A 14457-nucleotide genomic window follows, 5' to 3' on the forward strand; every position below is an offset into this window, starting at 1 on the left:
ATTTTCGATTTAAAATTTTTATTTTACTGATTACAAAGTTATTTATCTAAAACTTCAAAAGCAGAATTCATACTTTTAAATTCCGGAACTATCTTTTTCATTTTGCTGACTATATCGTCATTTTCATAAAAATCAGCAATTCCAATGAGTTCATCAATTTCGGTATGCAAATTCTCGTACTCATCTTGTATCTCCTGTGCAATCATAATTTTGTTATGATAGGTTGGTAGGGTTTTGGAAGTATCATTTAATAATTCTTCATATAATTTTTCACCTGGTCGTAAACCAACAATTTTTATTTTTATTTCTTTGTCCGGAATAAAGCCGGCAAGTTTAATCATTTTTTTAGCCAAATCAATTATTTTGACTGGTTTGCCCATATCAAAAATATAGATTTCACCTCCATTACCCATTGCTCCTGCTTCCAGAACTAATTGGCAAGCTTCAGGAATTGTCATAAAATAACGAATAATATCCTGATGTGTGATCGTTACTGGTCCGCCTTCAGCAATTTGTTTCGTAAATAAAGGAACGACTGATCCGTTTGATCCCAAAACATTTCCAAAACGGGTAGTAATAAACTTTGTTGCACCTTCAATATTTTCTCTTTGGTTTTTCAAAAATAAAGACTGTACATATTTCTCCGCAATTCTCTTGCTGGCTCCCATTACATTACTAGGATTAACTGCTTTATCTGTCGAAACCATGACAAATTTCTTAACATGATATCTGCACGATAAATCCGCTAAATTCTTAGTTCCTTTAATATTTGTCAAAATGGCCTGCGAAGGATTTTCTTCCATCAAAGGAACATGTTTGTAAGCTGCCGCATGAAAAACAACATGTGGATTATGATTTTTAAAAACTTTTTCCAGTGCTTTTTTACTTCTTACATCGGCAACAACAGCAATAATTTTTGTTTCAGAATTCATACCAAAAGTTTCCAAACATAAATTATGAAGTGGAGTTTCTGCATGATCAAGAATAATAACTTTTCTTGGATTAAATCCCAGCACTTGTCTTACGATCTCGCTACCAATTGATCCGGCAGCTCCTGTAATAAGAATTGTTTTGTCTTTTAGTTGTTTTGAGATTGATTTACTGTCAAGAACTATGGGTTTTCTTTCTAACAAATCTTCAATCTGAATGTTTTTTACTTTTTGAGAAATTTCCTTTTGATTTTCCCAATCGGAAATCAAAGGAACTGTATATACTCTATAATTGAATTCTAAACATTGATCAACAATAATTAATTGTTCATCTTTCGATAAGCTTTTATCAGCAATAATTACACCTTCTGCAGCAACAGATCGCATTAATGCCGGTAATTTTTTTCTTAATATCAAAATTGGCAAATCCAACATTCTTTTGGATGCGTTTTGATTGTTTTTATCTACAAAACCAACTATTTTAAAACGGGAAGGTGTTTCAAATTTCAATGCATTGGCTACCGAAATAGCATTTGCATCGGTACCATAAATTACCGTTCTGATTAATTTGGTACTTGTTTTTTCTGAAAAATAAATTTCAAAAGTTTGTTTTACAATTACACGATATAAAAACAAACCACAAAAAGATAAAACCAAATTAATAAATAACGCAGTATTTAAAAAGGCTTTGTGTCCTGCATATAATTCAAAAACTAAATTGAAAAATAAAAAAAATACTAAAACTGACATTTGAGAAAATAACAGTTTAATAGCATCGATATAGGAAGAGTGTCGAATGATTCCCGAGTATGTTCTAAATAGCCAGAAGAAGAATACATTCACAAAAATTAAACTTCCTACGAAATAAAATTGATGTGACGTAACTATATAACCTAAAGCGGTTCCTTCAAACAGCATATAAGTGAATGTGAATGAAAAAATCAGCACCATTACATCTATAGCAATAATAATCCACCTAGGTAAATAACTTAGGTTATTAATATTTGCCCGTAAATTTCTTGGGGAAAGGAAATTAAGGAACAAACTTCTTATGTTGTTTTGTTCGTCTTTATTCAATTTTGGTTTATTTTAGTTTTGTAAAGTTCGTATTACACACAAAAATACAAATTAAAGGCTTCAAATGCGTATTTCCAGAATGAAAATTAAATTTTGACACCTTTTTTCTTTTGTTTTAAAAAATCAATCAAGTAACTTCCATAACCTGATTTCACTAATGGCAATGCAAGTTCTTCAAGCTGAGCGTCGTTTATAAATCCTTGTCTCCAGGCAATTTCTTCAATACATCCTACTTTCAATCCTTGTCTTTCTTCCAGAACCTGAACAAATTGTCCAGCTTGCATTAAACTGTTAAAAGTTCCTGTATCAAGCCAAGCTGTGCCTCTGCTCAAAATACCAACTTTTAAAGCTTCTCTTTGCAGATATACCTTATTGACATCAGTAATTTCATATTCTCCACGTGCGCTTGGTTTTATATTTTTAGCGATTTCCACGACTGAATTGTCATAAAAATACAATCCTGGAACTGCATAACTTGATTTTGGCTCTTCTGGTTTTTCTTCGATAGATATTGCTTTGAAATTCTCATCAAATTCAACAACTCCATAACGCTCCGGATCTGAAACATGATAAGCAAAAACAACACCTCCAGTAGGTTTTGTATTTGATTTTAACAACTCCTGCATATTAGAACCAAAAAATATGTTATCTCCTAAAATTAAGGCAACATCATCATTACCAATAAACTCTTCGCCAATTACAAAAGCCTGAGCTAATCCGTTAGGAATTGCCTGTTCTGCATAGCTAAATTTACAACCTAATGTTGATCCATCTCCAAGCAATTTCTTGAAATTTGGCAAATCATGCGGAGTGGAGATAATCAATATTTCATTGATACCTGACATCATTAAAGTTGACAATGGGTAATAAATCATTGGTTTATCGTATACCGGCATCATTTGCTTACTCATTGCAAGTGTTAAAGGATGTAAGCGAGTGCCAGAACCTCCGGCTAAAATAATTCCTTTCATATATTTTTGATTTTAGACTTTAGATTTTAGATTTTAGATTTCTTATCATTGAAATGCTAAAATCTAAATCTTCAAATCATCTCTATTTTATAAACATTTTTTTTAAACTCTCTTGGTAATCAGGAATATCTAAATTATAAACTTCTTTAATTTTTTTCTTATCTAATAATGAAAAATTTGGTCGTTTAGCCGGAGTTGGATATGATGCTGATGGAATACCTACAACAATACATTTATATTCTCCAAATTCTTTTATTGTCAACGCAAATTCGTGCCAACTTATTTCACCTTCATTTGAATAATTATAAATTCCCGGAACCCAAGTTGAAAAATTTATTATATCGATCATAGCCTGCGCTAAGTCAGCAGCATATGTTGGAGAACCAACCTGATCATTAACCACATTGATTGATTCTTTTTCCTGCATTAGGCGTTGCATTGTTTTAACAAAATTGTTGCCAAACTTACTATAAACCCATGAAGTTCTTAAAATAATTGAATTTGGGTTTTCACTTAAACATGCAATTTCTCCCGCTCTTTTACTTTCTCCATATATGTTTATGGGGTTCGTTTCTGCTTCTTCATTCAAAGCTATTGAAGATAATCCGTCAAAAACATAATCTGTCGAAATATGAATTAATTTTGCATTATTTTCAAAAGCATATTTCGCAATTAATGCCACTGCAGCATTATTGATTGTAAAAGCTAATTCTTTCTCTGTCTCTGCTTTATCGACTGCAGTATAAGCTCCACAATTTAAAATAATTGTTGGTTGAATTTCACTTAACTGCGTTTTAAGTAAGTCCAGATTATCTAATGTAATTTTAGTTCTATCTGCAAAAACCCATTCATGTTGAGGGTAATTTGAAGACAAAACATTTAATTCAGATCCTAATTGTCCGTTTGCTCCTGTTACAAGAATTTTTTCCATTAAAATAAACTATTACAATTTTCAATGAAAGGAAGAATTTCGTCTTTTTCTGAAACAATCGCATCTTTCAAATCCATTCCCCAATCAATATTCAACGACGGATCATTATATTTAATACCACCTTCTGAAGCTTTATTGTAAAATTGATCACATTTATACATCACAGATGCTGTTTCGCTAATAACCGAAAAACCATGAGCAAACCCTTGAGGAACTAATAATTGTTTTTTATTTTCGGCTGATAACAAAACGCTAAATGATTTTCCATAGGTTGGAGAATCTTTTCTCAAATCTACAGCAACATCGATAATTTCACCTTCTAAAACGCGAACTAATTTCGTTTGGGCAAAGGGAGGATTTTGATAATGCAAACCTCTTAATGTGCCTTTTTTAGAAAAGGATTGATTATCCTGAACAAATTCAATATTAATGCCTAAATCTTCAAATTTTGTTTTGCTGTATGATTCAAAAAAATAACCTCTTTCATCTCCAAAAACAGTTGGTTCTATTATTTGTAAATCCTTTAAAAATGTTTCTTCGATTTTCATTTAAAAATCTTGTTATTTTATTTTATGTTCTATTAAAAAAATCATCCAGTACAGTTTTTATTCTTTTTTTATCCAAATCAGTTAAGTTTGATCCTGATGGTAAACACAAACCTTTTTCAAATAATCCCTTCGCAATTTTATTTCCATAATAAGGATATTTCTGAAAAATTGTTTGTAAATGCATTGGTTTCCAAAGTGGACGTGTTTCAATATTTTGATTTTTAAAAGCTATTCTTAAACTTTCTCTGTCTATCTTTTTTTTAATATTTGGTTCTATTAAAATAGCATTTAACCAATAATTCGAATAATAATCTTCATTTAAAACTTCGAAAAGTCTTACACTTTTTATGTCACTAAAAATGTTCTTATAAAAAAAATGATTTTCTCGTCTTGCTATCACATTGTGATCTAAAATCTGAACTTGCCCCAGACCTATTCCTGCACAAATGTTGCTCATCCTATAATTGTAACCAATTTCACTGTGCTGGTAATGAATCGCTTCATCTTTTGATTGAGTAGCATAAAAAATTGCACGCTTTTTTAAATCAATTGAATTCGAAATTAATGCTCCTCCACTTGAGGTTGTAATTATTTTATTTCCATTAAACGAGAGAATTCCAAATGTCCCAAAAGTTCCACATTTTTTTCCTTTATACGAACTTCCCAATGCTTCTGCACTATCCTCAATAATTGGAATATCATATTTCTCTGCAATAGCATGAATCTCATCTATTTTATATGGATTTCCATACAAGTGAACGGCAATTATAGCTTTAGGTTTTTTACCTTTTTTTATTCTATCCTTAATTGCTATTTCAAGATTTTTGGGGCAGATGTTCCACGTTTCGGACTCACTGTCTACAAAAATAGGAATTGCACTTTGATATAATACAGGATTAACAGAAGCTGAAAAAGTCATGCTTTGGCAAATAACTTCATCACCAGCTTTTATATCTAATAAAATTAATGCCAAATGAATTGCTGATGTTCCAGAATTTAAAGCTGTAACAAACAATTCCTTTTCAAGGTAACTTTCTATAGTGTTTTCAAATTCATCAACATTTGGTCCTCCAGAAGTAATCCAATTAGTTTCTAAAGCTTTCTGAATATATCCTTGTTCAAAACCGCTCTGTTGTGATAATGATAAATAAATTGGCTTATTATCCATTTATTTTCCAGTAATCAAATGGATAACGAACATCGTCTTCTTTTACATTTACTAATGGTAAAGTCGAAAATGATATTAATTTTGAATTTGCTTCCAATGATTCAATTGCATTAGCATAACCTGAAGGAATATGAACTATTCTACTTTCAGATTCTGAAACTAAGACGGTTTCAATCGTTAAATCTTTTGAAGGATTTTCCCAATTATCAATTTTTATAAAATGAATATTAAAAGAGCCACTTAAACAATAAAAGTTTTTTGAGTCTAATTTATGCCCTTGCCAAGCGCGTATCGGATTTTCTTCAGAATTACTAATAACATAAAATCTTTCTATGTCTTTAAAACTAAAATCATTAACAAATGAAATAGTTCCCCGATGATCTGAAAAGTTTCCTCCTTGTATTATTTTAGGAATCATGAGTTGAATTTTAAGCTATGTTTATTCAACATATAAAATTTTGAACTGTATATTAAAATTAAAGGCAAAATCACTATTAGAAATAATGTTATTTCTTGAACTTTTCGATACAGAAAAACTACTAAAACCGAAATTGCAATTTGAACTAATGCATAATATAAGGAAACTAATCTATGCTGTATTTTATATTCATTACTTAACACCTGATATAAATGTAAACGATGTGCCTCAAAAATATTTTGTTTTAAATACAAACGATGTATAATTGTACAAATAGCATCAACTCCATAAACAGCCAAAAATAAAAACCAAATAAGTGAGTTTGTAACCAAACTAAGTTTCCAAACGAGGTAAATTATCCAAAAAGCAATAGCTATACTCCCGACATCTCCGGCAAAACATTTCGCTTTTTTTCGATAATTAAAAAACAGAAAAACTAAACTTGCAACAATTCCATATTTTATAAAAACTCCATCGGTAAACCATTGAACGTTTGTATTAATATAAAGTAAAGATCCCATTACGGTCAAAGTATAGAGACCTGTTATGCCATTAATTCCATCCATAAAATTATAAGCATTAATGAGCCCAATTGCCAAAATATAAGCTATTATAATTCCCCAAATTGGAACTAAATTAAAAAGTTCCAAATCATAAAAAATCAGTGTAATGGCTAAAAAATGAATTGAAATTCGAATTTTATTTGAAAGGTTTTGGATATCATCCCAAAAACTCACTAAACTCACTAAAGTAATTCCTGTAAAGAAAAAATAATTATTTTGAATATGTTGCACGGAATAAAATAAGGCAGAAAACCAAAATATAATCCCTCCTCCTCTTAATGTAATCTCTGTATGAGAACTTCTTTGATTAGGTTTATCAATAATATTAAAACGATCTGCTACTTTAAAGTAAAGTAACATTAAAATCATTAAGAGAATTCCCAGTATTGTGTATTGCATTATTTATTGATGAAGCTTTTTATTGTTTTTTCAAGTCCTTGCGTAGCTGTATAAGGTAGCCTTTCAATCCCGATAGCTGATTTTATTTTTTGATTTGACACTCTATAATTTTCCGTTAACTTTTGAATTGTTTCCGAATTTAGTGGTAATTTTATTAAATCTCCAGCTTTAGCAATACTATTAATTATAGTCTTGGGTATTGATAAAGTCCTGTTTTTTTTATTACAAACCGAAGATATTATCTGCACTAATTCATTTGTAGATAAAAACTGGTCGTCAGCAAGATTATATACACCCGATTCTATATGTTGATTTTCGATAATTTTTTTAATTATAAAACAAAGGTTTTCAATACTTAAAAATGATCTTTTGTTTTCAAACGCAGCTAATGGCCATGGCAATCCTTTTTGCACTACTTCGTATAACAAATTAAGATTACCTTTATTATTCGGACCATGAATCATACAAGGTCGAAGTATAAAGACTCTCTTACCTTCAGGTAATTTATTACTTAATATATAGGCTTCTGCCTGCTGTTTACTAATTCCATAATGTGTTTCAGGATTTGGAGTAATATCTTCAACTAATATTCCCTCAACTTTATCCGCAACAGCTTTAACAGTACTCATAAAAACAAATACAGAAGCACTAGAACATAAAAAAGTATCAAACAGTTGTTTTGTCAATTCAAAATTCGCCTCATAATAATCATTCGGCTTAGACACTTTTTTCAAATCATGTGCTTTACCAGCAAGATGAATAACTATATCTGTTTCAATTTCTATTTTTTGACCTGTTACATAACGAATATTTAATGATTCTATTTCATTTTCATTTAGATATTCTTTGAGATTCGTTCCAACAAACCCTGTAGAACCAGTTATTAGAATTTTTTTCATTACCTAGAAAATTTAAAATAAATATAGCTGTATAAACTAAAAGGCATAATTCTTAGTGGAATCTTAAAAACTAAAACTTTAAAGAAATCAAAATAATTAAAAAAACCTAATTTTAGAAATTTTTTATATAATTTCATTTCATTAACAGCATATTTTCTTCCCCATCTTCGTTTTATAGCCTCCGACAAGTTTTCTCCAAGCCTAAAGTATAAAACATTTTCTTTAACATTTCCAAATTTAAATCCTGCTAAATATGCTCGTACAAAAAAATCATAATCCTCTGGAAATATTGTATTATCGTATCCTTTAAGTAACTGAAAAGACTTCTTTCTAAAAACGATAGTTGGATGAGAAAAAGGACTTCTGAACTTCATAAATTGAACAATTTCATCATGATAAACAGGTACCATCCTTATAGAAACCACATCTTCGATATTTTTAGAAAATTCAATTATTTGCCCTCCAACTATATCTAAATTGTTATCTATAAGGTAATTAACTTGAATTTTAAACCTTTCCGGCATGCAAATATCATCAGAATCCATTCTAGCAATAATCTCATGTTTTGCATATTTCATACCTTCATTCAAAGCATTTGCCAAGCCTTTATTTTTAGGAAGCTCAACTACTATAAATAATAATGGAAATCTAATAACATACTCATTAATTACATCATCCAGCTCATTATTAAGATGACCATCCTTAACCAGTATAATTTCATTTGGCTTTAAAGTTTGCGTACATACTGATTCCAAAGACTGTCTTAGACAATTTGGATTTTCTTTAATGTAAACTGACATCAAAACTGAAAATTTATTTAACATAATTTATTTAAATTTTAGAATATAAATTAGTCAATTCACTAAAATACAATGACTTTGAAAACAAATCATGTATTTTTCCTTCTAATTTTGGTTTCTTATTAATTATCTCCTGATAATCTTTAGTAGCACTAAAAATTTGACGTATTAAAGATTCTTGATTCTCGCTTTCAAAAAGAAATCCGAAATTTAATTTTAAAGCCATTTCTCTCATTCCTCCATGATCTGCTACTATTGGGATAATGTCATAATTAAAAGACTCTATCATCATCATAGGAGCATTCTCAAAACACTTGGATGTCATTATTGAAATTTTTGAAATTTCTAGATACTTTTTTAGTTTTTCTTGCGACATAAATGGCAAAAACAATACTCTTTCTACCATATTTTCTTTTGTGACATACTTTTGAAGTTCTTCTTTCTCGGGGCCGTCTCCTATGATCAAAAGTTTGTATTTATCGCCTTCTTTATTATTCACAAATTGTACAAAAGCAGTAATTAATAATTTTATATTCTTTTCTTCTGATAGTCGACCAAAATATACTATATTGTTTTCTTTACTATATTCTTTAATTTTCTGAAAATCGCTGAAAATTGGGTTATTAATAACGTTAATTTCTTTATCCTTATAAAATTTATTTAAAAGAATAGATTCTTTTATAAAATTAGAAGGTACGATTATAGTGTCTATTACTCCTTTCTTGTAATAATAATGGGTTATTAAACTATTGAAACCTTTTGCAATAGAATGAATAAAACCAGCTCTACTACATTTCCTATAAAAGATTTTAGTTTTAAAATGCATACTGGCACAATCCAAACATCTTTTAGTTTTATGATAGTCATACGCCGCCTGATGAGAACAAGAATATTGAAAAGTATGTACCGTTTGTATTATTTGGACCTTTGGATTTCTTTTTTTATAATTAAATAAGGAATGCAAAATTGAAGGAGACAGATTACCATAGTGATGTAAGTGTATTACTTCAGGCTTAATTTCTTTTAAAATTAGATCCATTTTTCTTTTATTTGAAAAAGAATAAATAAAATCTAATAACTGCTCTTTGCTTTTAAATTCAAAATCTAATTTGAATGGCAATTGTTCTGATTTTTTACAAGCTGTATAATGTGAATTTGATAAATCCAATTCTTTCAATAAAATAACGGTTTCTCTAAATACAGATTCACCGCCACCCCCTTCACCTTTTTCAGAAATGTGTAAAATTTTCTTCGACATTAAATTTATCCTTTTTATTTAATTGGATTTTGAGTTACTCCAAATTCTTTTTAAAGACAGAATCTGCCTTATATATTAATAATTTTACTTAAAGAAATCTTTTGCTTGACCACTTATAATAAAAATACTTCATTATTACTTAATTAATTCACTCAGTTTTTAGGAAACTAACAGGGTTTAATTTTATAATCCTAATCATAGCCCGTATTTTTATATATGTAACACCATTTTTTAATGCAGCTACAAAATTTTTAAAACTTGCTGTTTTATCCTTATCTCCTAATAGTAACACTCCCTTTTGATAACTAAAAGCGGCTAATGATTTTTTTTGTTCTTTAGCAGATAATAACCTTTTATAAGAAGAATAAACTTCATTCAACCTAGCGACTTGACGGTCACCCACATAAGATAAGCTGTCTGCACCTTGTTTATTGTAAAAACCTAGGTCTTTTTTTATTAGTTTGAATTTCGCTCCCACAAGTCCCATTCTAATCCATAAATCGAAATCCTCAACGCCAATAATCTTTTTATCCTCTGAAAATGACAACCCGTTTACATAGAAAACACTTTTTCTAATACAACATGAAGACGTTAAGATAGGGTTAAAGCGTGTTAAAAAATCTACTAGTGGTGTCTTGTTATTTATTTGTCTTGTAAACATTTTTCCTTGAATACCATTTTTATCTACTGACAATAATCTATGATAAACAACGTCGACATTATCTAAATTTAAATTAGAAATATACTCTAATTTGTTAGTCGCATACCAATCATCAGAATCTAAAAAACAAATCCACTTTCCTTTTGCATTTACTATTCCTATATTTCTAGGCTTAGCAGGTCCTCCAGAATTTTCAGACAAACGAATATAATTTAGATTCAAAAGCTTTTTATAATCCTTTACTAATTCGGTTGTTTGATCTGTCGATGCATTATCACAAATTATAACTTCAAAATTTTTAAATGTTTGTGCAACCAAAGAATTTAAACATCTTTCTAAATCTACTCTTCTATTATAAGTAGGTATAACAACGGAAAACAAATAATTATTAATTTTTAACATATATATACTAAAGTTAAATTAACTTCCTTTTTGCAAATAATCTAAAAGATCATTAATACCATCTTCTAACGACCATTTTGGCTTAAATCCTATACTGCAAATTAGACTATTGTCGATCTTATAATTCGTAGCTTTTAAGCTTTCCTCTTTTTGTCCTGATACTGTAACTTCTATTGGTAATTTTAAACCATATCGTTGTGCAAAAACCTTTTCTACTTTTTCGGCAATTTCCAATATTGAAAGCGTAATTCCAGATGATAAATTATAAACGGGATGTTTTGCTTTTGTTTCTATAATAGTTTGTACTCCTGCACAAACATCCCATCCATGTATAAAATCACGCAAAGGTGATCCATCTGATTGCAATACTATTCGTTTTTGATTATATGCCATTCGGCATAAATCATTAACGACTAGCCACCAACAATTATTTTCTTCAAAAATTGGCGCACCATAGCTATTTGACAACCTAACTACATGACAATCAACATCCGAATTGACATTATAATATTCACAAATCATTTCTCCAACTTGATGAGTTAATCCGTAAGGGTTCTTACTTGACAATAATTTATTTTCACTCACTACCTCATCTTTTAACCCTCCATAGACTTGCGCAGTAGAGAAGTAAATAAATTTTTTTAATCCTTTTTTTGAAAAAACATCTAATAGAGACCAAACTGGAGTGATATTAACCGAGCTAACAAATGAAGGAGTGCCATTAGATTGGTGATGATCCAGCGAAACTAAATGTATTAAAATATCATATTCATAATTGGCTACTTCCTGCAAAAATTGTTCATCTCTTACATCTCCAATTAAAACCTTATCCATTTTTTCTATCCAAGTTTCATCTGCAGGAATTTTAGAATAGCAAAGAGCTGTTACATCGTATCCTTTATTAGCCAGATACAAACAAATTCTTGAACCAATATATCCACTCCCTCCAGTGACAAGAATTTTTTTTTTTACCATGAATAAATAATTTCAGACAAATCTAGTTTTCGTTCTATTTCATTTGGATCATGTTCTATGTCTGCCAAATTCAACAGCAAATTATAATTTTTTCCAGCACCGCTAAATGCAACCCAAACACCTGGAGGTATAGTAATTCTTTGATAATTATTTTCCCCTAAAGTTACGTCAAAAAAGGTGTTTTTCGTACTACTATTTTCTCTATCATCATAAATAACAAAACGAATATCTCCCAAAGGCACAACAAAATTCAAAGTCATGTTGAAATGCTTTTTCCACGGCTTTACATCTTCGAAATTAATCGTAGAAAAATAAGCTTCCCCAAAACCAGCATAACCAACATCTGATTTTTTCATTCCATGAAAAACATCTCCTTTTGGATTATGTATTCTTTTTAACGGCGTTAACAAAACACCCTGTATTGTTATTTTGTCCATGCTATCTTCCCTAGTTTTGCTAAATCCTCATATCCTTTAATCTGAGATTGGGTATATAAAAACATATCTCCTTTATTCTTGTAAAACTCATAATACCAATCGCTAGTATATCCAATGAGTGTTGTATAATCAAGTGTTGGCTTCCATTGAAAATAAAATAGTGCTTTGTCACAGTTTAATTTTAACAATCCAGCTTCATAGAACTTAATATCACCTGTAATTTGGTAAGCATCCTTAGAATTTTCAAAGTGCCAACGTACACTCATATCCTCTAAAATTTCTTGAACTGTATGATTGTATTCTGGTTTTGGTCCAAAATTAAAACTTTCTCCATTTAAAGTGTGGTCTTTGTATAAACGTTCTCCCAATTGTAAATAACCACTAAGGGGCTCTAAAACATGCTGCCAAGGACGAGTAGCTTTTGGACTTCTTATTTCTACTACCTTACCTAAACTCCAAGAACGCATACAATCTGGTATGATTCTGTCCAAAGCCCAATCTCCTCCCCCAATAACATTTCCTGCTCGGGCTGAAGCTATTTTTACAACACCTTGCTCTTTTTTAAAAAAAGAATGGTAGTATGATTTAAAAATTAACTCAGCTGCTCCTTTACTTCCACTGTAAATATCTTTACCGCCTAATGCGTCTGTCTCTTTATATCCAAAAATCCATTCAACATTATCATAACATTTATCACTTGTAATAATAATTGCTGTACAAGGTTTATCGTAGGAACGTAAAACTTCTAGTACATTAGCTGTTCCCATTACATTGGTAGAAATAGTATCTATCGGCTCACTATAAGATAAAGATACTATCGGCTGTGCTGCTAAATGAAAAACAAAATCTGGCTCTATTTCGCTTATTATCTTTCTAACAGCATCTAAGTCACGAATATCGGCAAAAAAATGTTTCATCTTAGTTTTCAATTCCAGCTCTACAAACATTGAAGGAGAGGTGGGTATTTCATTTGAAATTCCATATACCTCTGCCCCTAATGAAATTAACCAAGTACATAGCCACGAACCTTTAAATCCGGTGTTACCTGTCACTAAAACCTTCTTATCACGATAAATATTTCCAAAAACTACTTTTTCTCCCATTTTACCCAAGGTGCTTGATTATTATTATAAAGTTCATTTAATAGTGTATATTCCCTAGAAGTATCCATGGGTTGCCAAAAGCCATCATGTTCAAAAACTTTCAACTCTCCTAATTCAACCAGTTTTTTCATTGGTTCTTGCTCTAAAACCAAATCTTCATTGTCACTTAAAACATCTAAGAACTCCCTGTTGCATACAAAATATCCCCCATTTATACGTCCACCACTTGCTTGCGGTTTTTCATTAAATCCGGTAATAGTAGATCCGTCTTCGGCAATTCCTAATTCACCAAAACGCCCAGGTGGCCTAACACCTGTTAGAGTAACCATTTTCCCATGTGCTTTATGAAAAGCTACTAGTGCATCTATATTAATATCTCCAACTCCATCTCCATAGGTAAGCATAAACATTGGATCTTCACCAATATATTTTTTTATTCTTCTAACACGAGCACCTGTCATGGCTTTAATTCCTGTTTCAGCAAGAGTGATTTCCCAACCATCTTCATCATGGCTCGTTTCTGAAATAATTTGTTCTGCTTTTTCTCCTAATTTTATTTTAATATCAGCACTTCTTAGTTCGTAATTAACAAAAAAATCTTTAATTACTTCGCTTTTATAACCCATACAAAGCACAAAATCCTGATATCCATAAGACGCGTATGTTTTCATTATATGCCAAATAATTGGCTTTCCTCCAATAGGGATCATTGGTTTTGGTATATCGTCAGCGACATCACGAATTCTTGTTCCGTAACCTCCACAAAGTATTACTGCCTTCATAGTATTTTTGATTTATTATTTTAAGAGTATTTTTAATTTTTTTAAGTTATTTTTTTCAATATTTATAAATCTAAAATAATTATATAAATGAAAAATTGTTACTAACCGAACTAAGATTAGAAAACCTATACTTAGA

The 14457-nt window shown here is 30.2% G+C and carries 15 protein-coding genes; all 15 read right to left on the reverse strand.

What is annotated here, in order from left to right:
• Positions 1 to 38 precede the first annotated feature (38 nt).
• Positions 39 to 2006, reverse strand: a complete 1968-nt coding sequence (locus OLM54_RS13055) for a polysaccharide biosynthesis protein (RefSeq protein WP_413614453.1) — start codon at positions 2004 to 2006, stop codon at positions 39 to 41.
• 86 nt (positions 2007 to 2092) lie between these two features.
• Entirely contained in the window at positions 2093 to 2977 is an 885-nt protein-coding gene (gene rfbA, locus OLM54_RS13060; protein ID WP_264535051.1) for a glucose-1-phosphate thymidylyltransferase RfbA, read from the reverse strand.
• An 82-nt stretch (positions 2978 to 3059) separates the two neighbouring features.
• Positions 3060 to 3908, reverse strand: a complete 849-nt coding sequence (gene rfbD / locus OLM54_RS13065) for a dTDP-4-dehydrorhamnose reductase (protein ID WP_264535052.1) — start codon at positions 3906 to 3908, stop codon at positions 3060 to 3062.
• Positions 3908 to 4456, reverse strand: a complete 549-nt coding sequence (gene rfbC, locus OLM54_RS13070; RefSeq protein ID WP_264535053.1) for a dTDP-4-dehydrorhamnose 3,5-epimerase — start codon at positions 4454 to 4456, stop codon at positions 3908 to 3910. The genes rfbD and rfbC overlap by 1 nt, the downstream gene beginning before the upstream one ends.
• Before the next feature lie 22 nt (positions 4457 to 4478).
• On the reverse strand, positions 4479 to 5624 hold the full coding sequence (locus OLM54_RS13075) for a DegT/DnrJ/EryC1/StrS family aminotransferase (protein WP_264535054.1): 1146 nt from the start codon (positions 5622 to 5624) through the stop codon (positions 4479 to 4481).
• Positions 5617 to 6042, reverse strand: coding sequence for a WxcM-like domain-containing protein (locus OLM54_RS13080; protein WP_264535055.1), 426 nt, complete (start codon positions 6040 to 6042; stop codon positions 5617 to 5619). Before OLM54_RS13080 ends, OLM54_RS13075 begins: the two co-directional genes overlap by 8 nt.
• Complete coding sequence (locus OLM54_RS13085) at positions 6039 to 7004, reverse strand: MraY family glycosyltransferase (RefSeq protein WP_264535056.1); 966 nt, start codon at positions 7002 to 7004, stop codon at positions 6039 to 6041. Before OLM54_RS13085 ends, OLM54_RS13080 begins: the two co-directional genes overlap by 4 nt.
• The gene (locus OLM54_RS13090; RefSeq protein WP_264535057.1) at positions 7004 to 7903 is read right to left on the reverse strand and encodes an NAD-dependent epimerase/dehydratase family protein; all 900 of its coding nucleotides are present in this window, start codon (positions 7901 to 7903) and stop codon (positions 7004 to 7006) included. Before OLM54_RS13090 ends, OLM54_RS13085 begins: the two co-directional genes overlap by 1 nt.
• The gene (locus OLM54_RS13095) at positions 7903 to 8727 is read right to left on the reverse strand and encodes a glycosyltransferase (RefSeq protein WP_264535058.1); all 825 of its coding nucleotides are present in this window, start codon (positions 8725 to 8727) and stop codon (positions 7903 to 7905) included. The genes OLM54_RS13090 and OLM54_RS13095 overlap by 1 nt, the downstream gene beginning before the upstream one ends.
• Before the next feature lie 7 nt (positions 8728 to 8734).
• Positions 8735 to 9961 carry a glycosyltransferase gene (locus OLM54_RS13100; RefSeq protein ID WP_264535059.1) on the reverse strand — a complete coding sequence of 409 codons (1227 nt, stop codon included), beginning with the start codon at positions 9959 to 9961 and terminating at the stop codon, positions 8735 to 8737.
• Positions 9962 to 10109: 148 nt separating this feature from the next.
• Positions 10110 to 11024: a glycosyltransferase gene (locus OLM54_RS13105; RefSeq protein ID WP_264535060.1), complete on the reverse strand. Its 915-nt coding sequence runs from the start codon at positions 11022 to 11024 to the stop codon at positions 10110 to 10112.
• A gap of 18 nt (positions 11025 to 11042) precedes the next feature.
• Positions 11043 to 11999: an NAD-dependent epimerase/dehydratase family protein gene (locus tag OLM54_RS13110; protein WP_264535061.1), complete on the reverse strand. Its 957-nt coding sequence runs from the start codon at positions 11997 to 11999 to the stop codon at positions 11043 to 11045.
• Positions 11993 to 12436, reverse strand: a complete 444-nt coding sequence (locus OLM54_RS13115) for a dTDP-4-dehydrorhamnose 3,5-epimerase (RefSeq protein ID WP_264535062.1) — start codon at positions 12434 to 12436, stop codon at positions 11993 to 11995. Before OLM54_RS13115 ends, OLM54_RS13110 begins: the two co-directional genes overlap by 7 nt.
• Positions 12424 to 13539 carry a CDP-glucose 4,6-dehydratase gene (gene rfbG, locus OLM54_RS13120; protein ID WP_264535063.1) on the reverse strand — a complete coding sequence of 372 codons (1116 nt, stop codon included), beginning with the start codon at positions 13537 to 13539 and terminating at the stop codon, positions 12424 to 12426. The genes OLM54_RS13115 and rfbG overlap by 13 nt, the downstream gene beginning before the upstream one ends.
• On the reverse strand, positions 13524 to 14321 hold the full coding sequence (rfbF, locus tag OLM54_RS13125) for a glucose-1-phosphate cytidylyltransferase (protein ID WP_264535064.1): 798 nt from the start codon (positions 14319 to 14321) through the stop codon (positions 13524 to 13526). The genes rfbG and rfbF overlap by 16 nt, the downstream gene beginning before the upstream one ends.
• Positions 14322 to 14457: the final 136 nt, after the last annotated feature.

Source organism: Flavobacterium sp. N1736 (assembly GCF_025947065.1).
Lineage (GTDB): Bacteria > Bacteroidota > Bacteroidia > Flavobacteriales > Flavobacteriaceae > Flavobacterium.

Excerpts from the sequence above, each read along its gene's own strand:
- OLM54_RS13090 (WP_264535057.1), bottom strand. The coding sequence starts at position 7,903 with ATGAAAAAAATTCTAATAACTGGTTCTACAGGGTTTGTTGGAACGAAT.
- rfbC (WP_264535053.1), bottom strand. The coding sequence starts at position 4,456 with ATGAAAATCGAAGAAACATTTTTAAAGGATTTACAAATAATAGAACCA.
- OLM54_RS13075 (WP_264535054.1), bottom strand. The coding sequence starts at position 5,624 with ATGGATAATAAGCCAATTTATTTATCATTATCACAACAGAGCGGTTTT.
- OLM54_RS13115 (WP_264535062.1), bottom strand. The coding sequence starts at position 12,436 with ATGGACAAAATAACAATACAGGGTGTTTTGTTAACGCCGTTAAAAAGA.
- OLM54_RS13100 (WP_264535059.1), bottom strand. The coding sequence starts at position 9,961 with ATGTCGAAGAAAATTTTACACATTTCTGAAAAAGGTGAAGGGGGTGGC.
- OLM54_RS13095 (WP_264535058.1), bottom strand. The coding sequence starts at position 8,727 with ATGTTAAATAAATTTTCAGTTTTGATGTCAGTTTACATTAAAGAAAAT.
- rfbD (WP_264535052.1), bottom strand. The coding sequence starts at position 3,908 with ATGGAAAAAATTCTTGTAACAGGAGCAAACGGACAATTAGGATCTGAA.
- OLM54_RS13110 (WP_264535061.1), bottom strand. The coding sequence starts at position 11,999 with ATGGTAAAAAAAAAAATTCTTGTCACTGGAGGGAGTGGATATATTGGT.
- rfbG (WP_264535063.1), bottom strand. The coding sequence starts at position 13,539 with ATGGGAGAAAAAGTAGTTTTTGGAAATATTTATCGTGATAAGAAGGTT.
- OLM54_RS13080 (WP_264535055.1), bottom strand. The coding sequence starts at position 6,042 with ATGATTCCTAAAATAATACAAGGAGGAAACTTTTCAGATCATCGGGGA.
- rfbA (WP_264535051.1), bottom strand. The coding sequence starts at position 2,977 with ATGAAAGGAATTATTTTAGCCGGAGGTTCTGGCACTCGCTTACATCCT.
- OLM54_RS13085 (WP_264535056.1), bottom strand. The coding sequence starts at position 7,004 with ATGCAATACACAATACTGGGAATTCTCTTAATGATTTTAATGTTACTT.
- OLM54_RS13105 (WP_264535060.1), bottom strand. The coding sequence starts at position 11,024 with ATGTTAAAAATTAATAATTATTTGTTTTCCGTTGTTATACCTACTTAT.
- rfbF (WP_264535064.1), bottom strand. The coding sequence starts at position 14,321 with ATGAAGGCAGTAATACTTTGTGGAGGTTACGGAACAAGAATTCGTGAT.